Origin of the sequence: Sanguibacter gelidistatuariae (assembly GCF_900096585.1) — a bacterium.
GTDB classification, from domain to species: domain Bacteria; phylum Actinomycetota; class Actinomycetes; order Actinomycetales; family Cellulomonadaceae; genus Sanguibacter; species Sanguibacter gelidistatuariae.
The window spans coordinates 577032-595828 of sequence record NZ_FMYH01000002.1 but is presented as its reverse complement, the minus strand read 5'-3'; the positions used below and the strand labels follow the sequence as shown (position 1 = coordinate 595828).

Sequence of the window (18797 nt, the reverse complement as noted above, 5' to 3'; positions counted from 1 at the left end):
AGTGGTCACTTGACCGCGCCGACGGTCAGCCCGTCGCGCAGCAGCTTGTAGGTGGAGGAGAAGACGATGAGGACCGGGATGGACGTCAGGACCGCCAGGGCCATGAGGCCCGGCCAGTTGATGCCGAAGGCCGAGACCTGCTGAGACAGCAGCGCGCTGAGCGGGTAGCTGCCCGGGGAGAGGAAGAAGTTGACCGCGTAGAGGAACTCGCCCCAGGACATGAGCAGCACCAGGGTCCCGGCGGTGAAGATCCCGTTGCGGGCGATGGGCAGCACGATCGAGAAGAACGTGCGCAGCATGCCCGAGCCGTCGATCGACGCGGCCTCCTCCAGCTCGGGTGGCACCCCGCGGAAGAACGGTCGGAGCAGGATGATCGCGAAGGGCGCGAGCAGGGCCGTGTCGGCGACGACGACGCCGAGCACGCTGTCGAGCATGCTCCACTTCCCGAAGAGCTGGAACAGCGGGATGACGTTGGCCGTCTGCGGCATCATCTGGAAGACGATCAGCAGGCCGAGGCCGATGGTCGTGATGTACCCGCTGGTGCGCGCCAGGCCGTAGGCGGCGGGGATGGCGATGAGCATGGTCAAGGCCGTGGTGCCGAGGGCGATCGCGACGGACTGGCCGAGCGCCGTGAACAGCTCCCCGTTGAATGCCTCGACATAGGCGGTGGTCACCGGGCGGAAGAAGATCGAGGACTGGGTCGACATGACGTCGGCCGAGCTCTTGAAGGACGTCAGGAGGATCCAGAACAGCGGGATGCCGTACAGGAGGGTGAGAAGGACCTTGATCGTGATGGTCACGGGTCCGGCGGTCTGCTTCACGAGTCTGACTCCTCACGGCGGATGCTGCGGGCGTAGACGACCGCAAGGACGATGACGAACAGGACGGTGAAGACCGACGTCGCCGACCCCAGGCCGAAGTCGTAGCGGACGAACGCCTGGAGGTAGCCGAGGAAGGGCAGCGTGTTGGTCGCGGTGCCTGGACCGCCGTAGGTCATGACGTAGATGAGGTCGAAGCTGCGGAAGGCGAAGACCACTGTCAGCACGAAGAGGACAAGCGTCGTCGGGCGCGCTGCGGGGAGCATGATGTGGCGGATCTCCTGCCACTTGTTCGCGCCGTCGAGCGCGGAGGCCTCGAAGACCTCCGGGGAGATCCCCATCAGCGCGGCGCGGAAGACGAGCGCGTTGAAGGGGATGACCGACCAGGAGTTGACGAAAGCGACGGACGCGAGCGCCCAGTGCTGGTCGTAGAGGAACGGGATGGCCGAGTCGACCAGACCGGTCTTGAGAACGATCGTGTTGATCAGCCCGGCGTCGCCGAGCAGGAACTTCCACACGCTGCCGTTGACGACCGGGGGCAGCGCCCACACGAAGACCATGACGGCCAGCACGATCCCGGACCAGCGACCCGTCGTGCGCAGCGCGATCGCCGCGGCAAGGCCGCCGACCATGCCGACGACGGTGACCACGAGGACGAACAGTCCGGTACGCCACAGCGCCTGGGTGGTCTCTCCCGACGCGAAGCCCACGCGGAAGTTCTCCAGGCCGGTGAAGACCCAGTCACCGTTGAGCGTCGCGGAGTTCACCTTGGACACGCTCATCCGGACGAGCGTGATGAGCGGGTACACGCTGAAGGCGAGGAGGAACGCGGTCGCGGGGATGAGGAACACGAGTCGGTTCTGCCGCTTGAGACCCTTGGAGGGCCGTCGCGGGCGGGCGGGGGCGCGGTCCGCGCCGCCGCTCGCGGGCTTTCTGGTGGTGGTCGGCGAGGGCGCCGACGCCAGTTGATCTGTCATTCGATATGCCTTCTTGTCTCGAGGTGACCTGGCGCCAGCGCCCACGGTGCGGTCCGGGGCTACTTCTTCAGGAGTCCGTCGATCGTGGCGACTGCGGAGGTGGCTGCGTCGGCAGGCGACTTCTGTCCCCCGAGCACCGCGCTCCAGGTCTGGCCCATGGTGAGCTGCACGTCGGCGACCGCCGCTGCAGGGATGACGGAGGAGGGGTAGTTCGCCCCGAAGCGGACGATCGTCTCGGCGAAGGGCTTGAGGAGCTCGTTGTCGGTCACTGCGGGGTCCTGGCCGGCGTCTGCGCGCGAGGGCAGCGAGCCGACGTTGTTGACGGCGACGATCTGCCCGTCAGCGGAGAAGTAGGTCCCTTCCAGGTACTCCCAGGCGAGGTCGGGGTTCTTGGCGAAGGAACCGATGCCCTCGGCCTCACCACCGAGGTAGACCTGACCGTCGTCGCCGAGCGGCAGCGGCACGACGCCGTACTTGAACTTGGCGTCGGACGCGGCCGTGCCCATCTGCCAGTTGCCGTTCTGAGCGAAGGCGACGCCGCCCGCGGCGAACTTCTGGAACGGGACGGTCTGGTCCCAGGTGACGGCTTCCTGGGTCAGGTAGCCGTCCTCGACCCATCCACGTGCGCGGGCCAGGCCGGCCTCGAGCGCTGCGGCGTCGGGCGCCTCGTAGGTGAAGCCCTCGGTCGAGAGCCACGGGAACGCCTGCCACTCGCCCTGGGACTGCGGCAGCCCGGAGAGCGTGATGCCCGAGTACCCGGCATCCTTCGCGGCGGCCATGTCGGACTCGAGCTCGTCGATGGTCGTGGGCGGCTCAACACCGATCTCGGCGAGGATGTCCGCGTTGTACCAGAGGCCGAGCAGGTTGACGTAGCCCTGGACCGCGTAGGTGACGCCGTCGAGGGAGTGCACAACCGACTCCGGGAACTGGTCCTTGTCGGCGTAGGCGTCCCACTGGGTGTCCATCGGGGCGAGCGCACCGCCGAGGGCGAGGGTTCCGGCGTCCGCACCGTTGAAGACGACGACGTCGGGTCCGGTCTTGGCGCCGGCTGCGGAGATGAGCTTGGAGTTCATCTGGTCGTAGGGGACAAACACGTTCTCGACCGTGACCCCGTCGTGGGTCTTCTCGAACATGTCGGCGTAGTCGTCCATGACCTTGACCTGGTTCGCGTCACTGAAGTAGTGCCAGACGGTGATCTTGTCGGCTGAGCCGGCTGCGGCATCACCGGACGACCCGCAGGCTGCGAGCGCGAGGGAGCCGATCACGGCGAGGGAGGCTGCGGCGGTCAGGCGTCGCATGGACAGGGGGGTGTTCCGGCGGGTGCCGGCGGACTGGATGCTCAACGGTTCTCCTCAGGGGATGTGAGAGCGGGAGCCATGGCGAACCTCTTCTTCGAGTCCCGATCGCACGTGTATGAGATGTGCATGTGCTGCAGGCCGCACGCGTTCTTGCGTGCAGGTGGGCGGTCATCCACGATCGTCCACCGCCGGACGTACCTCGCAAGGCAACATTCCGAAACCGTTTTCCGAAGGTAGCATCGGCTGCACAGTGTGGTCAAGGCCACTCTGAGCGCGCTACAGTTCTGCCATGAATCAATAGTTTTCGACGAGAGAAGGTGGCCAGGTGACCGTTCACGACGATGTGACGACACGACCGAGGAACGCCACGCTGAAAGATGTCGCCAAGCTCGCAGGCGTCTCGGTCGCGACGGCCTCCAAGGCACTCAACGGCAAGGACAACGTCCACCCCGACACGCGCAGGCGCGTCGTCGAGGCGGCCGAGCGCATCTCGTTCACCCCGAACCAGCTCGCCCGTGCCATCCTCGGCAAGCAGACGGGAACCGTCGGCCTGCTCACCCACGACCTCGAGGGCCGCTTCTCCATCCCGATCCTCATGGGGGCCGAGGACGCCGCCGGAGCAGGTCAGATGTCGGTGTTCCTGTGCGATGCCCGCGGCGACTCCATCCGTGAGCAGTACCACCTCAAGGCGCTCCTCTCCCGGCGGATCGACGGCCTGATCGTGGTCGGCGGGCAGACCGACCCACGCCCGTCCATCGGACGAAGCCTGCCCGTTCCAGTCGTCTACGCCTACGCACCCTCCCTCGACCCGGCCGACGTGTCCGTCGTGCCCGACAACACCCACGGCGGCATGCTCGCCGCGCAGCACCTCATCTCGACCGGCCGGCGGCGCATCGCCCACATCTCCGGCGACGTCGAGTACCTGGCGGCGCGCGAGCGCGCCAACGGCGTGCAGCGCGCCCTGGCCGACGCCGGGCTCCCGCTGGCCGGGGGCGAGGTCCTCTACGGCAGCTGGTCGGAGTCCTGGGGGCGGAGCGCCGCGCTCACCCTGCTCGACCGAGACCCGCAGATCGACGCGATCGTCTGCGGCAGCGACCTCATCGCCCGCGGCGTGCTCGACTCCCTGCGCGACCGTGGCGTCGACGTCCCCCGCGACGTGGCCGTGATCGGCTTCGACAACTGGGAGGTCCTGGTCCAGGGCTCGCGTCCGGCACTGACCAGCATCGACATGAACTTCGAGGCGCTCGGGCGCCGCGCCGCCGAGCGCCTCATCGAGGCGATCGCCGGCCGCGAGACGCCCGGTGTCGAGACCCTCGACTGCCGTCTGGTGGTCCGCGGGTCGACGTCCTACGGCCGCTAGGACGCCGCGAGCCGTGCGGCGCGGTGGCGGTAGCGGTGGCAGCAACCGCGCACGGAATCCCGGCCAGCCCCCTGCCGGGCCGAGATCCCCGCCTTCCACTTCCGCTGAGTGCGGTCAAACGGCTGCCCGGCGTCCGGTTTGGCCAGCCATTTCGGCGCACTCAGCGGGTCGGGCGACGCCCGCAGGTCAGGCCGGGGTGGTCGTGAAGAAGACCGGGTCGCTCCAGCCCGCGCTGACGGTCCAGAGTCCGTCGGCGCCCGCGGGCACCGCGACGCACGCGTTGCCCGCGGCGACCCCACCGGCGTAGAGCTCGCCGACGTCGTTGAGCGATTCGGGGATCACGCCGCAGCTGTCGGAATACGTGACGCCGTCCGACCCGACGAAGGCGACCTGCAGGTCGAGCCACGCGGTGCCGGTCTCGGCGCCCGTGTAGGTCGCCGACACCGGGACGATGTAGAACTCGAAGCCCGCGGCGGGCGGAGAGTTGAACTGGTTCTCGGCCGAGACTTCCGCCCCCGCCTCGCGCGGGGCGGAGAGCACGACGGACCAGTCCTCGTTGCCGACCGCCTCACCGATCGCGAACGGGTTGGCGCGGGTCCCCTCCGCAGGCGCCGGCGTGGTCGCGACTGGTTCCGGGGTGGGCTCCACGGTGGCCGCGGCATCCTGCTCTGCCACTTCTTCCGTGCCCGACGTCGTTGCGGCGGCCGAGGCGCTTGCCGTCACCTTCCCGGAGTCGGCCTCTCCCCCGCCGGCCCCGCCGATGCCGATCCCGATGACGAGGCCGACGGCGCCGCTGATCGCGCCCACAAGCACGGGCCGAGACTTCTTGGGCTTCTTGGCTGGCGGGACAGCGAGAGGCGACGCGGCCGAGAAGGGCTGTGAGAAAGGGGCGGGCAGTGCCGGTGGGCCGGGCTGGTGCATGGGGTCGGTCATGGTCATTCCTGCTTTCAGGTGGTCTACGTGCGGACGGGGTAGTCGGACGGTCACTCAGCCGTGACCATGAGGTCGAGGCCGGAATCGGGGTGATAGCTCCACGAAGCGGATAAGCCATCCCAGGTGCCACTGACACGGCCGTCCATGGCGCGGGTCTGCTCGATCTGAGTCATGACCGAGGTGGGCATGTCGAGGGCTGCGCTCACGCAGTAGAGGTCGAGGTAGTCCATCCCGGTGAGGTCGTCCTCCCCCTGCGTGTCGAGGATGAGCGTGGAGCCCGCGTCGGCGAGCCGTGCCCCCGAAGAGCTGGACAACTTGCACACCTCGTAGGCGTACTCGAGCGCACTCGGCCGCATCGCCTGCTTGACGACGAAGAGCACTCCGGCCGCCACCATCACCGCGACGGCGATGGCGATGAGCAGCTGCCGGCGACTGAGCCGCGCCACCGGGGTCGCGGGAAACTCATGTGGGATGACGGTCATCACCGCCTCAGAACCGCGGTAGGCCCAGGAGGTTGTTGCTCTCCCGCCCGTCCGCGATCGTCGTGATGTAGGGGCGGCCGGACATGCTGGTAGCGGCGATGACCGGCGCCTCGGCGCCGGTCTGGTCGTTGTGCGTCCGGTAGATGTGTCCGGCACGGATCTCGGCGGCAACTCCATCACGGGTAGCCGCGAACACCGCCCCCGACGTCGAGAACGTGTACTTCACTGAGCTGATGTGCTCGTTGCGGGTGCCTGGTGAGTCGACGTGAACCGCTCGGATGTACCTCATGAGTTGCTCCCTGCCTGTGATGGGAAGACCACACGGTGGGCCTTCTCGCTGGTCACGAAGGTAGAGACTCGCCACGCGCTGAACAAGGAACCGCGCGATAAGCCCCCTTATCACACCCACCACCCGCCTAGACGCAACCTGCCGTACGATCAACCCACAGGCCAACGAGAGGAGCCCGCCGTGACCAGCACACCCGCGTTCTCCACGACGCTCGCCCCCGCCACAATGTCGTTGTCCGACGTCGCCGGCCTGGCCCGCGTCCAGCGTCCGGTCGTCACCACCTGGCGCAGGCGCAAGGCGCACACCGCCCAGCCCTTCCCCGCCCCTCTCGACCCGACCGATTCCCGTCCGCGCTTCGACGCCGAGCAGGTTGTCGACTGGCTGGAGGCGACGGACCTGGGCAACAACCGGCAGGTCCGCGCCGACGCCGCGGCCTTCACGCAACTGCCTAGCCCCTTCGCCGCACCCGGCGGCGCGGCCCACCTCGGCGCGCTGCTGTGCCTCAAGGCGCTGACCGGGGAGCTCCTGACCGCGATGACGGGCCCCGACCTGCTCGACCTCGCAGACGAGCGCGACCCCGGCGACCACTTCCTCTACTCCGAGGTCGAGTCCATCACCGCCCTGACCACGACGGCACTGGCCGCGGCGACGGCCCACGCCGACGCTTTCGCAGACGCCCACTTCTCCCCCGTGGCGGCCCTGGAGGCCCTCGAACGGGCCGAGCGCATCCGCCGCGGCGACGACGAGGCGCTCTCCCCTGCAGCCGCGACGCTCATGGGTGACCTCGCGATCGCGCTGCTCACCAACGACAGCGGCGAGACCAACGACACCGAGGCGTCCTTCATCGATGTGTCCCCCGGCAACGGGGACGTCCTGCTGGCCGTACGGAGCCGTCTCCCCGAGAACATCGACATGCTCGCCTACACCCCGGCAGCCCGGACTGACCCCGCCGCCCGGGCGACCGTCCGGCGCCTGCACTCTCACGGGATCGGCCACCGTCCGCTGTCCGGCGACGCCCAGCCGGGCCTCCTCGCGCGTTCCGTGGTCGTGGCTCACCTGCGCGGGTCGACCGGTCCCGGGCCCGTCCTGGAAGCGGTCGACAACCTGCTCCTGGGGCTCGGACCCGATCAGCGCGCCGTCGTCCTCGCCCCCGCCGAGGCCCTGGTCGATCGCCTGAACGACCGCGACGACACCAACACACGGGCTGGGATCTTGCGCTCGGACCGCATCCGGTCGATCGTCGCGCTCCCGGCGGGCGGGCTCCCGGGCCGCCCGCGCCAGCACCTCGCCCTGTGGGTGCTCGGCGACGCGCACCCCGACGTGCCCAGCGAGCGTCAGTGGACCACGACGGCCGACCTGCGTGACCGCACGCTGTCCGACGACGTCACGACCGACCTGGTCAACGACGTCCTGGCCGCGCTCGGCAATGAAGGCACCGTGCGCTCGCACGCCTTCCGCTTCTCCCGTCGGGTGGACGCCCACTCCGTGCGTGCACGCTCGGGACGCCTCGTGGAGGCCAGGCCGCGTCCCCTCGCCCGGACGACCGGACCGGCCGCCCCGCAGACCGGCCCGGACCTCGCCCTGCGCATCGGCGACCTGGCCGGCCGCCTCGACGAGGCCACCCGGTCCCTGGTGGCACCGGCCCTCGCGGTCGAGACGACGCACGCCGCCGGCGCGGCGTCGGGCATGGCGTCCGGAATGGGGCGCCGAGGGTCCGTCGAGACAATCGAGGGCCTGCTCGCCTCGGGGGCGCTCACGCAACTGCCGGGCCACCGGATCGCTGCCGAGCACCTCACCACAGGCGGTGGCGCCCGGGTCGTCGACGCCTCGCTCGATCTGGCCTCGGGGGTGGCGATCGACCACCTCACCCTCGCCGCGACCTACCCGCGGACCCAGTTCACCGAGCCGGGGGACGTGATCTATGTCGCCGCCGGAACCCTGCGGGCCATCGTGGATCCCGACGGCGCTTCCCTGGTCCGGTTTCCGGCTAGGGTTCTGCGGGTGCACGCCGGGCACCCCGGGCGCGGTGGGCGGGGCGTGGTCCCCGAGCTGGTGTGCCGGGCGATCAACGCCCACGGGCGAGACCCCGCCCAGCGCTCGTGGAAGACCACCCCGGTCCCGATCGTGCCCCTCGACCAGCTCGCGCCGGTTGCACGTGCCGCCGGCGCCGTCGACGCCGCGCTCGAGGCGGCCCAGCGCCGGCTCGACCAGCTCCGCGAGCTGAAAGAGCTCGTCCTGGACGGCGCAGCGCGCGCGCTGCTGAACTTCACCGATAGCTTCACCAATGGCTCCACCGAGAACCCGACAGAAGGTAGCTGAGATGCCCCCCAAGAAGAAGGACTCCGCCGCGGTGGTCCCCTCGACCATGAAGGAGCTCAAGGACACGCTCTGGAAGGCCGCCGACAAGCTCCGCGGGTCGATGGACGCCTCGCAGTACAAGGACGTCATCCTCGGTCTCGTCTTCCTCAAGTACGTCTCCGACGCCTTCACAGAGCGCCGCGAGCAGATCACCGCCGAGCTCACGGCCGAGGGCATGAGCCCGGAGCAGATCGCGACCTTCGTCAACGACATGGACGAGTACACCGGCAGCGGCGTGTTCTGGATCCCGATCACCGCCCGCTGGGACTACCTCGCCCAGAACGCCAAGGGCCGCCCGTCCCAGGACAGCCAAGCCGCCCAGACCATCGGCGAGCTGATCGACGACGCGATGGACCTCATCATGGGGTCCAACCGCGCGCTGCTCGGGACGCTGCCGCGACTGTTCAACAGGGACAACGTCGACCAGCGGCGCCTGGGCGAGCTGATGGACCTGTTCAACAGCGCCCGGTTCACCGGGCAGGGCGCGACGAGGGCCCGCGACGTGCTCGGCGAGGTGTACGAGTACTTCCTCGGGAAGTTCGCCAGCGCCGAGGGCAAGCGCGGCGGTGAGTTCTACACTCCCCCCGGTGTGGTGCAGGTGCTCGTTGAGGTGCTCGAGCCGCATCAGGGCCGGGTGTACGACCCGTGCTGCGGCTCGGGTGGGATGTTCGTGCAGACCGAGAAGTTCCTCGAGGGCCACGACCGGGACCGCACGGCGATCTCCGTGTTTGGCCAGGAGAACAACGAGCGCACGTGGCGGATGGCGAAGATGAACCTCGCCATCCACGGCCTCAACGCCAACCTCGGCACGATCTGGGGCGACACCTTCGCCCGCGACCTGCACCCCGACGTCCAGATGGACTACGTGCTGGCGAACCCGCCGTTCAACATTAAGGACTGGGCCCGGGCCGAGAACGACCCCCGGTGGAAGTTCGGCGTCCCGCCGGCCGGCAACGCCAACTACGCCTGGATCCAGCACATCATCTCCAAGCTCGCCCCGGGCGGCTCAGCCGGCGTGGTCATGGCCAACGGGTCAATGTCGTCGAACTCTGGCGGCGAGGGCGACATCCGCGCCCAGCTCGTCGAGGCCGACCTCGTCTCCTGCATGATCGCCCTGCCCACCCAGCTGTTCCGGTCCACGGCAATCCCGGTGTGCACGTGGTTCTTCGCCAAGGACAAGACGGCAGGGCCCAAGGGGTCGGTCGACCGCACCGGCCAGGTGCTGTTCATCGACGCCCGCGAGCTGGGCCACATGGTCGACCGCGCCGAGCGCGCGCTCTCCAATGAGGACATCGCCCGCATTGCCAGCACCTTCCACGCCTGGCGCGGCACCCCGTCTGCGGCGTCTGCGGGCTTGGTGTACGACGACGTGGCGGGCTTCTGCAAGTCCGCGACGCTCGCGGAGATCAAGGCGAGCGACTACGCCCTGACCCCTGGCCGGTACGTCGGCGCGGCGGAGGTGGCCGACGACGGCGAGCCGGTCGAGGAGAAGATCGCGCGGCTGTCCGCGCAGTTGTTGGAGCAGTTTGCGGAGTCAGCGCGGCTCGAGAAGGTCGTGCGCGGGCAGCTGGAGCGGGTCCATGGGTGAGTGGCGCGAGACGACGCTCGGCGAAATCTGCTCACAAGGCGGCGGAGGCATCCAGACCGGACCGTTCGGCAGCCAGCTCCACGCCAGTGACTACGTTCTTGATGGCATTCCGAGTGTGATGCCGAAGAACATCGGCGACAACATCATCATCGAGGACGATATCGCTAGGATCGCACCGCACGATGCCCAGAGACTGTCGAAGTATCTCCTGAGCGTCGGCGATATCATCTATTCGCGACGCGGCGATGTCGAAAAGCGAGCCCTCGTCCGCCCCGAACACGAGGGGTGGCTCTGCGGGACAGGATGCTTGAGAGTTCGTTTCGGGTCCGAAAGCGACTCCGACCCTCGCTTCGTCTCGTACCTCCTTGGCACTGAAGAAGTGCGCGCCTGGATCGTCCGACACGCAGTTGGCGCAACCATGCCGAATCTCAACACGTCGATCCTGAACGACACCCCCCTGACCATTCCTGAGATTGGCGAACAGCGGGCGATCGCGGAGGTGCTGGGCGCGCTCGACGACAAGATCGCCGCTAACACCACCCTCGCCAGCACCGCTGACGAACTGGTGCGCGCTTGGTATGGGAAGGTTTCCACAACGACGGATGCGACGACCACAGTCGCCACTCTCGCAACCCGGTCGCGGACCCCAGCGGCCCCGTCGGAACTCACAGACAACGTGGCGTACGTGGGCCTTGAGCACGTGCCACGCCGACAGATGTGGCTTGACGATTCTGGCACTGCGGCAAGCGTGACAAGCACCAAGACACGGTTCGCCAAGGGTGACGTGCTCTTCGGAAAGCTCCGGCCCTATTTTCACAAGGTCACGTCGGCACCTTTCGACGGCGTCTCCTCCACCGACATTCTCGCTGTCCGAGCATCGGACACGCGGCTCAGCGGCTTTGTCTTGGCCGCACTTTCATCAGACGCAGTAGTCGAACGATGCACCGCCGCCAGCGAGGGGACGCGTATGCCCCGGACGAGTTGGACAACCCTGTCGTCAATTGAGGTTCCCTGGCCAGGAGAACAGGCTGCGCGAGCGATGAGTCAGCGCATCGATGCAGTTCGCGATCATGTGGAAGCAGCGCTTGCTGAAAACCGCACCCTCGCCGCAACCCGCGACACTCTCCTCCCTGCCCTCATGTCCGGCGCCCTCCGGGTCCGCGACGCCGAGCGGGTCGTCGAGTCCGCTCTCTGACCTTCCGCCACACCCTCACCCAACCACCAAGGAGTTCCCGCATGTCCGCTCTGCCCCCGGTCCCGCCAGCTCCGCCCAACGCCGACTCGGCACCTGTAAGCACCATCCCCGACGCATCGGTTCCCATGCCCCTTGCGGCCCCCACCCAGCGACCCGCCTGGTTGCTGCCGGTGGTGACCGGCGTCGTCGGCGCGGTCTTCGGGGCGGCAGGCATGTTCGTCATCACCTCGCTCCAGGACTCTTCCAGCGCCCGCGCTGACGAGGCCGTCTTGCTCGATGCGGTCACAGCCTGCGACCTTACCGACACCTCGGGGATCACCCTCGCCGACAAGAACCTCACCCTGACCTTTGACCACAAGGGCGATGAGGACTCCTCGGGCGTCGAGTTCTCCGCCATAGCCTGCCTGCTCGACGAGCTCGACACTCCGTCCGCAGTGACCTCTCACATGGACCAGACCACGTCCCAGGACGGCCGCCAGACCGAGACCTGGGACAACATCACGGTCTCGTGGTCCTACCACCCCGACCGCGGCATGGACGGCCTCTTCACCGTCGCGGCGAAGTAGCCCGCTCAGCAGGACTCCCGAAACCCGGCAGGCCGACCGTGTCGTCGAGTTCACCCCCGCCGCCCCTTTCCCCACGCCATTTCGAGTATTACGATTGAGGTAACATCAAGCCATGCGCCTCGACTACGCCGACCGCGAGCTGGAGCGGAAGTGCACCGACGAGCGCTACATGCAGCGCAAGCTCGGGGCGCAGGTCGCGAAGGCGCTCAAGTTGCGCATCACCGAGTTGCGATACGCCACCGAGATGGCAGACCTGCTAGCCGGCACGGGGCGTTGGGAGGAGCTGAGCGGGGACCTGTCAGGCAAGTGGTCGGCGCGGCTCACCGCGAACTGGCGGCTCGTTGTCCGCCCCGGCGAGGGTGAGGCCCACGCCGTGATCGTCGTCGAGATCGTCGACTACCACCGTCGCTGATGCGGCGAGCCGAACCGGAAGGAGGAAAAATGACTGCGACACCCGACTACATCGTCACCACCGGCGATTTCATCGCCGAGTGGATGGACGAGGCGGGCATCAACGCCGCCGAACTTGCCCGCCGGCTCGGCGTGACACCCAAGCACGTCAGCGAACTGCTGAGCGGCAAGGCGCCGTTGTCGCACACCCTCGCACTCGCCTTGGAGCGGGTGACCGGGGTGAGCGCGCGCATCTGGAACCAGTACGAGAGCGGGTACCGCACCGACCTTGCCCGCGTCCAAGAGACCAAGGCCCTGGAAGCCCAATACGAGAAGGCCACGGCATTTCCACTGGCCTATCTTCGCAAGTGGGGCGCGATCACTGCGTCGGTGAAGGAACGGGCCGAGACGGTGCGGCAGCTGCTCGGTGTGCTCGGTGTGGCGAGCCTGAGTGCCTTCGATGCAACATGGGCCCGAGGGAGCGTTGCCTACCGACGCGCCGCCGTCGGACGTGAGCACGCACCGGCACTCGCCATCTGGCTAGCGTTGGCCGAACGCCACCACGACGGCCTTGACAACCTGCCTGCCTTCGACCGGGTTGGACTGGAGGCTGCGCTCCCCCAGCTTCGCGCCTCAACCAGCGGTGACCCTGTCGTCGCGATCGAGAATGCGGTCGTCGAGCTCCGCAAGGTCGGCGTCGTGCTGTGCCTCATCCCGGCAGTCCCCGGTCTTGGCATCCATGGGGCCACCCGCTGGCTGAACGGGCGCCCCATCATCCAGTTGTCCCTGCTCTGGAAGAGCGACGATCAGCTTTGGTTCACCCTGTTCCACGAACTGGGGCACGTTCTCCTCCACGGCGACAAGGAGCTCTACCTCAACGGGGAGTCGACCCAGGCCGAGGACGAGGCAAACGCCTTCGCCTCCGACCTGCTCATCCCACCCTCGTTCGCCTCCCGGCTTCCCCGCACACGCGACATCGCAGCAGTGCAGGAGCTCGCAGGAGAGCTCGGGATCGCCGCGAGCATCGTGCTCGGCCGAGCACAGCGAGAAACCCGCGACTATGCCTGGGGGCACAGCCTCAAGCAGAAGATCGTCATGGAGCGGGCAGCCGAACTCCCCGGAACTTAACAGATCAACTTCACAGCACTTCGCAGATCAACTTCGCAGCTCTTGACGATTGGGAAGTAGGCCTGCCCGGGATGCCGATCCAACTCTTAAGCAACTCTAGAGGGCACTCGAAACCCCTTCAGAGTGGTCGCACAAGAGCGCGGCGCGGATCACTGGACCGGACCACCAAACCTGCCGATGGAGACAGCATGAACCTCACCGAAGACGCCTGGGAGCAGCTCGCGCTCGAGACCCTGGGCGAGCTTGGGTGGGCACCCACCCTGGGTGCGGCGATCGCCCCGGGCGGGGCTACGGCGTCGGGCACGGTGGAGCGGGAGTCGTGGGACGAGCTGCTCATCCGGGGGCGGCTGCGGGCGGCGCTCGTGCGGCTCAACCCGGACGTGCCGCGGGAGTTCCTCGACCAGGCGCTCGACGTGATCGTCTCCCCCAGCTCCCAGGACGCGATCGCCGAGAACTACCGGATGCACACGGCGCTCGTCGACGGCTTCCGCGGCGTGACGTACATCGACCACACCGGCACCGAGCAGACGCCCACGATCCGGCTGGTCAGCACCGCCCCGCACGAGAACGACTGGCTGGCCGTCAACCAGGTCACCATCGTCTCGGGCGAGCACACGCGCCGCTTCGACGTGGTGCTCTACCTCAACGGGATGCCGGTCGCCGTGATCGAGCTGAAGAACGCCGGCAGCGCGCACGCCGACGTCGCCTCCGCGCACGCCCAGCTGCAGACGTACCTGCGCGAGTTCCCGCTCGCCTTCCGCTTCGCGGTGCTCACCCTGGCCTCGGACGGGATCACCGCCAAGTACGGGACGCCCTTCACCCCGCTCAACCACTTCTCCCCCTGGAATATCACCGAAGGTGGGGATCCGCTGCCGACTGGGGGCACGGCGTCGGGCAGCGGCGACGTGGAAGGTGACGACGGCTACGGCGTGCCCAGCACGCCGCTCGACCACGCGCTCTACGGGCTGTTCAACCAGGAGCGGTTTACGCAGCTGCTCATGAGCTACGTCGCCTTCGACCAGAACGCCGGCGGGCTGGCCAAGCGGATCGCGAAGCCGCACCAGTACTTCGCAGTGTCCAAGGCCGTGGCCAAGACCGTGCTGGCCGTGGAGAGCAACGGCAAGGCCGGCGTCGTGTGGCACACGCAGGGCTCGGGCAAGTCGATGGAGATGGAGCTCTACGCCAACCTCGTCATCCGCCACCCCAAGCTGCGCAACCCCACGATCGTGGTGATCACCGACCGGAACGAGCTCGACGGCCAGCTCTACGAGACCTTTGCCCAGTCCCTGCTGCTGCCCGAGGCGCCCCAGCAGATCCGGCGCCGCGAAGAGCTGCGCAGCGAGCTCAGCGAGCGCACGACCGGCGGGATCTACTTCACCACCCTGCAGAAGTTCGGGCTGAGCAAGGCCGAACGGGACGCCGGCGCGGCGCACCCGGTGCTCTCCGACCGCCGCAACATCGTCGTCGTGGTCGACGAGGCGCACCGCAGCCACTACGACAACCTCGACGGCTACGCCTGGCACCTCAAGACCGCGCTGCCCCACGCGACCCTCATCGCCTTCACCGGGACGCCGATCTCCTTCGACGACCGCAACACCCGCGACGTCTTCGGCGACTACATCGACGTCTACGACCTCTCCCGCGCGGTCGACGACGGCGCGACCGTGCCGGTGTACTTCGAGAGCCGGCTGATCAAGGTCCACCTCGCCGATGGGCTCACCGAGGAGGACATCGACCGGGCGGCCGACGAGGCGACCGAGGGGCTCGACGACACCGAGCGGGACCGGATCCAGCAGACCGTCGCGGTCGTCAACGCCGTGTATGGCGCACCCGCGCGCATCGCCGAGCTCGCAGCCGACCTGGTCACGCACTGGGAGGCCCGGCGCGCGGCGATGTTCGAGTCGCTCGGGACGGCCTCGCGCCCGGGGACGCCCGGCAAGGCGATGATCGTCGGCGCCACCCGGGAGATCTGCGCGAACCTGTACTCAGCGATCGTCGCGCTGCGCCCGGACTGGCACAGCGACGACCTGACCGCCGGGCGGATCAAGGTCGTGTACTCCGGGACCGCCGGCGACGCCCCGCCGGTGGCCGACCATGTGCGCCGCGACTCCCAGAACGCGCTCGTCAAGGCCCGGCTCAAGGACGTCAACGACGAGCTCGAGCTGGTGATCGTCAAGGACATGATGCTCACCGGCTTCGACGCCCCGCCGCTGCACACCCTGTACCTGGACCGGCCGATCAAGGGCGCGCTGCTCATGCAGACCCTGGCCCGGGTCAACCGGACCTTCCGCGGCAAGCAGGACGGGTTGCTCGTGGCGTATGCGCCGGTCGCGGACAACCTGGCGCGGGCGCTTGAGGAATATGTCTCGTCCGGTTCCTCCGCTCCGGGCGCCAAGCCTCAGGGGCGGAACATCGAGGAGGCTGTGGCCCTCGCCCAGACCCTCGTGTCGTCGCTGCGGACCATGCTCGAGCCGACCTCCTGGCGCGCGCGGCTGGCGCGGCCCGGGCCGCGGTCCTACATCTCCGCGGTGACGGCGGCGGTCAATTACCTCCGCGACCCTGCCACGCCCGGGAACCAGGGCCTGCCCGCCGAAGAGTCCCTCACCGCGCGGTTCCGCCAGCTCTCGGGTCAGCTCGGACGCGCCTGGGCGCTGTGCGGCCGGGCGCCCACCCTCGAGCCCTTCGCCGACGACGCACGCTTCTTCGAGGAGGTCCGCGTCTGGATGGCCAAGTTCGACGCCGAGGAGCGCCAGGCGCGCGGGGAGCCCGTACCCGACGACGTCCAGCGCACCCTCAACCAGCTCATGGCCACCGCCGTGGTCTCCGGGGAGGTCCTCGACATCTACGACGCCGCGGGCATGCCCAAGCCGTCCCTGAGCGACATCAATACCGATTTCATCAACAAGACCCAGGCCGCCGCGAACCCGCACCTGGCGATCGAGGCGCTGCGCAAGCTCATCATGTCCGAGACCCGCGCGGTCACCCGCCACAACGTGGTGCGCCAGCGGGCCTTCTCCCAGCGGCTGCAGGACCTCATGATCAAGTACACCAACCAGCAGCTCACCTCGGCGGAGGTGATCGCCGCGCTGATCGAGGTGGCCAAGGAGGTAGCCGTCGAGGCCGACCGCGGGGCTGCATTCTCTCCGCCGTTGGACTCCGACCAGCTGGCGTTCTACGACGCCGTCGCGACCAACGAGTCCGCCGTGGCTGAGCAGGGGTCGGGTGTGCTCGCTGATATCGCTCGCGATCTCGTGGCGGTCATGCGAGCCGACATCCGCACCGACTGGACCGTGCGCGACGACGTCAAAGCGAAGCTCCGGTCCTCGATCAAGCGGCTGCTCGTGCGGCACGGGTACCCGCCGGACCAGCAGCCCGAGGCGATCAAGCTCGTCATGGAGCAGATGGAGTCGATCGCGCCGCGGTTCGCTTTGGCGACAACCTACTGAACTTATTCCAATCACCCACCACCGCGGTGTCTCACAGCTGAGGGCCACGACGAATGGAGACATCTTGTCGAACGAACCGATCTTGCTGCTCCTCCACGGCGTGGGAAAGGGCGACCCCGGCGGGGAATGGCAGGCCACCTGCTCAGCGGCGCTGACCCGCCTCGGATACCCGGATCTGGAGAACGTGCGAGTCATCGCGCCCCAGTACGCGCACGCATTGAAGGGCGTCGATGAGCCGCAGCCCCTCCCGGCAGTGACGGCCAAGCAGCTCTCCCTCGAGGCCGCCCGGTCGAATCGTCGGGCCTTCCAGCAGCGCATGGGCGCCGTCGAGCGCAGACTGCCGCGCTCTGATCGTGGCCAGAACCGGTTGGGCAGTGACGCTGTTACCAGCACAGCCGTCGAGTTCTTCCCCAGTTTCAAGGCGGCCAAGAACTACCTGGAAGAGCCGGCGATTCGCGCGCAGGTCCTCCACCGCGTTCTCTCCAGGCTGCCGGAGTCAGGCCGGCTCATCATCGTCGGCCACAGCCTCGGTTCGGTGATCGCCGCCGACCTCCTGCGCTACCTGCCGGTGTGGATCGAGGTGGCCGGCATGGTGACGATCGGGAGCCCGTTGGCGCACGGAACCTTCGACGTCGACAAGGTGCGGGAGTCACTGGAAGAGCCACCGACGAACCTGGCATGGTGGGTGAACTTCTGGAACCCAAACGACCTTGTGGCAGCGCAGCGGGGCGTGTCATCTGTCGTCCCGTGGATGACAGACTTCCAGATTGGTACGAAGAAGGTGCTGCGCGCGGCCCATGCCGCGACGGAGTACCTCAACAACGATGCCGTGGCTAGTGCCGTCGGGTTCGCACTATTCGGGTCCAGATCCAGCGAGATCGCGGTGGTCGACAAGGGCGCCGACATCCCCTTGGACGAGACAGAGCGTTTGACTGTCCTGGCCTTGCGATACGCGTACCTCATGCTGTTGGAGCTGCAGGGCGATCAACGGGAGAAGTTCGCCGGAGCACTTCGAGAGGTGCAGTCTGACGCCGTCGACGAGATCAGGGCCCGCAACGTCAGCGAGTACAGGGCGATGCCCGCGGCGGTCGCACACCTCGCATTCGACATGTCCGATCCACGGTCGACTGTGCCCGTGCCACTCGAGATCAGCCACATCCCGAAGGACGAGGCTGCCAACCTGTTGACGGTCCTCGCGGCATCGAACGTCGTTCGACCGTTCGAGATCGTGCTCTCACGGAAGATCCGGCAGAAGGCCATGGAGGCCCTCACCACCGAGATGGGATTGGGACGCCAGTACGGAACCGACGTCTTCACGGCCGCCGAGCGTGCCCACGAGGCCTTGAACGGGAGCAGCGGGGTGAACTGGATCAAGGTGGGTGCTCTCAGTGCCGGCGCAGCCGCGATAGTCCTCGCGACCGGAGGCCTGGCCCTAGCAGCTGCGCCCGGCCTCGCCGGAGCCGCAGTGATCACCAGTGCGCTGGCGAGCTTTGGACCCGGTGGGATGATCGGGGGCCTGGTCTCCGCAGGCGCACTCGTCACTGCAGGTGGCAGCGGCATCACCTATGGTCTTGCCAGCTCTGGAACCTCAGCGGAAGCCCTCGAAGAGGTTGTCGTGCGGTGGATGGCTACCGCGATCCTGCGCCAGCTGCAGCATCTCGAGCCCGACCCGACCGTCTGGATCACCTTGGCTGAGATCGAGATCGAGGTCCGCCGTCACCACGAGCGGCTCGGCGCGTTCTCAGACGAATCGGCGCCCGCGCTCAAAGAACTCAAGCGAAAGCTCGACACCGTCGAGCGTGCGTTGAAGTACCTGACGGACAACAATCTGGCGTCAAATGTTCTCTCCGATACTCCCGATCAGCAGGTACTCGTATAGGGGTATCTCATCGAGCATGCACGACTGAGCAGAAGCGTCGGAGTTCGAACAGTTCGCCACTGCTGTTGCCGCAGGCTGGGACATGGCGAC

General features: G+C 67.9%; 15 protein-coding genes. 9 read left to right on the top strand and 6 right to left on the bottom strand.

All coding sequences use genetic code 11. The features are described from left to right. Positions 1-5: 5 nt before the first annotated feature. Genes BLQ50_RS07455 through BLQ50_RS07445 form a run of 3 tightly spaced genes read right to left on the bottom strand, consistent with a single transcriptional unit; the run spans position 6 to position 3138 of the window. Complete coding sequence (locus BLQ50_RS07455; protein WP_093182446.1) at positions 6-821, bottom strand: carbohydrate ABC transporter permease; 816 nt, start codon at positions 819-821, stop codon at positions 6-8. Then, positions 818-1795: a carbohydrate ABC transporter permease gene (locus BLQ50_RS07450; protein WP_093182445.1), complete on the bottom strand. Its 978-nt coding sequence runs from the start codon at positions 1793-1795 to the stop codon at positions 818-820. The genes BLQ50_RS07455 and BLQ50_RS07450 overlap by 4 nt, the downstream gene beginning before the upstream one ends. 59 nt (positions 1796-1854) lie before the next feature. Beyond that, positions 1855-3138: a sugar ABC transporter substrate-binding protein gene (locus BLQ50_RS07445; RefSeq protein WP_093182443.1), complete on the bottom strand. Its 1284-nt coding sequence runs from the start codon at positions 3136-3138 to the stop codon at positions 1855-1857. A gap of 280 nt (positions 3139-3418) precedes the next feature. Between BLQ50_RS07445 and BLQ50_RS07440 the strand changes: the two genes are divergently transcribed. Next, the gene (locus BLQ50_RS07440) at positions 3419-4453 is read left to right on the top strand and encodes a LacI family DNA-binding transcriptional regulator (protein ID WP_245700950.1); all 1035 of its coding nucleotides are present in this window, start codon (positions 3419-3421) and stop codon (positions 4451-4453) included. Positions 4454-4639: 186 nt separating this feature from the next. On the opposite strand, the gene BLQ50_RS07435 is transcribed toward BLQ50_RS07440, so the two are convergent. The 3 genes from BLQ50_RS07435 to BLQ50_RS07425 are packed head-to-tail and all read right to left on the bottom strand — an operon-like array spanning position 4640 to position 6157. Further along, on the bottom strand, positions 4640-5386 hold the full coding sequence (locus BLQ50_RS07435) for a hypothetical protein (protein ID WP_139185770.1): 747 nt from the start codon (positions 5384-5386) through the stop codon (positions 4640-4642). Between the two features lie 50 nt (positions 5387-5436). Continuing rightward, positions 5437-5868 (bottom strand): hypothetical protein, encoded by a 432-nt coding sequence (locus BLQ50_RS07430; RefSeq protein WP_139185769.1) that lies wholly within the window; start codon positions 5866-5868, stop codon positions 5437-5439. A 7-nt stretch (positions 5869-5875) separates the two neighbouring features. Continuing rightward, positions 5876-6157, bottom strand: a complete 282-nt coding sequence (locus BLQ50_RS07425) for a DUF3892 domain-containing protein (protein WP_093182439.1) — start codon at positions 6155-6157, stop codon at positions 5876-5878. A gap of 180 nt (positions 6158-6337) precedes the next feature. Here BLQ50_RS07425 and BLQ50_RS07420 point away from each other — a divergent pair, with 180 nt between their 5' ends. The 8 genes from BLQ50_RS07420 (at position 6338) to BLQ50_RS07385 (ending at position 18707) form a co-directional block, all read left to right on the top strand. After that, entirely contained in the window at positions 6338-8476 is a 2139-nt protein-coding gene (locus tag BLQ50_RS07420; RefSeq protein ID WP_093182437.1) for a hypothetical protein, read from the top strand. A gap of 1 nt (position 8477) precedes the next feature. Beyond that, positions 8478-10103 (top strand): class I SAM-dependent DNA methyltransferase, encoded by a 1626-nt coding sequence (locus BLQ50_RS07415; RefSeq protein ID WP_093182436.1) that lies wholly within the window; start codon positions 8478-8480, stop codon positions 10101-10103. Continuing rightward, positions 10096-11298, top strand: coding sequence for a restriction endonuclease subunit S (locus BLQ50_RS07410; protein ID WP_093182434.1), 1203 nt, complete (start codon positions 10096-10098; stop codon positions 11296-11298). Before BLQ50_RS07415 ends, BLQ50_RS07410 begins: the two co-directional genes overlap by 8 nt. 41 nt (positions 11299-11339) lie before the next feature. Beyond that, on the top strand, positions 11340-11864 hold the full coding sequence (locus tag BLQ50_RS07405) for a hypothetical protein (protein ID WP_139185768.1): 525 nt from the start codon (positions 11340-11342) through the stop codon (positions 11862-11864). Positions 11865-11976: 112 nt separating this feature from the next. Next, positions 11977-12276, top strand: a complete 300-nt coding sequence (locus BLQ50_RS07400) for a type II toxin-antitoxin system RelE/ParE family toxin (protein WP_093182431.1) — start codon at positions 11977-11979, stop codon at positions 12274-12276. Between the two features lie 29 nt (positions 12277-12305). Further along, the gene (locus BLQ50_RS07395; RefSeq protein ID WP_093182430.1) at positions 12306-13382 is read left to right on the top strand and encodes an ImmA/IrrE family metallo-endopeptidase; all 1077 of its coding nucleotides are present in this window, start codon (positions 12306-12308) and stop codon (positions 13380-13382) included. A 188-nt stretch (positions 13383-13570) separates the two neighbouring features. Further along, a complete protein-coding gene (locus tag BLQ50_RS07390) occupies positions 13571-16828 on the top strand; it encodes a type I restriction endonuclease subunit R (RefSeq protein WP_093182428.1) in 3258 nt (1085 codons plus the stop codon). 316 nt (positions 16829-17144) lie between these two features. Beyond that, positions 17145-18707, top strand: coding sequence for an alpha/beta hydrolase family protein (locus BLQ50_RS07385; RefSeq protein WP_342672054.1), 1563 nt, complete (start codon positions 17145-17147; stop codon positions 18705-18707). Positions 18708-18797 lie beyond the last annotated feature (90 nt).

Coding starts and splice junctions, on each gene's coding strand:
- BLQ50_RS07390 (WP_093182428.1), top strand. CDS start 13,571: ATGAACCTCACCGAAGACGCCTGGGAGCAGCTCGCGCTCGAGACCCTG.
- BLQ50_RS07425 (WP_093182439.1), bottom strand. CDS start 6,157: ATGAGGTACATCCGAGCGGTTCACGTCGACTCACCAGGCACCCGCAAC.
- BLQ50_RS07400 (WP_093182431.1), top strand. CDS start 11,977: ATGCGCCTCGACTACGCCGACCGCGAGCTGGAGCGGAAGTGCACCGAC.
- BLQ50_RS07450 (WP_093182445.1), bottom strand. CDS start 1,795: ATGACAGATCAACTGGCGTCGGCGCCCTCGCCGACCACCACCAGAAAG.
- BLQ50_RS07435 (WP_139185770.1), bottom strand. CDS start 5,386: ATGACCGACCCCATGCACCAGCCCGGCCCACCGGCACTGCCCGCCCCT.
- BLQ50_RS07415 (WP_093182436.1), top strand. CDS start 8,478: ATGCCCCCCAAGAAGAAGGACTCCGCCGCGGTGGTCCCCTCGACCATG.
- BLQ50_RS07405 (WP_139185768.1), top strand. CDS start 11,340: ATGTCCGCTCTGCCCCCGGTCCCGCCAGCTCCGCCCAACGCCGACTCG.
- BLQ50_RS07395 (WP_093182430.1), top strand. CDS start 12,306: ATGACTGCGACACCCGACTACATCGTCACCACCGGCGATTTCATCGCC.
- BLQ50_RS07385 (WP_342672054.1), top strand. CDS start 17,145: ATGGGCGCCGTCGAGCGCAGACTGCCGCGCTCTGATCGTGGCCAGAAC.
- BLQ50_RS07410 (WP_093182434.1), top strand. CDS start 10,096: ATGGGTGAGTGGCGCGAGACGACGCTCGGCGAAATCTGCTCACAAGGC.
- BLQ50_RS07430 (WP_139185769.1), bottom strand. CDS start 5,868: ATGACCGTCATCCCACATGAGTTTCCCGCGACCCCGGTGGCGCGGCTC.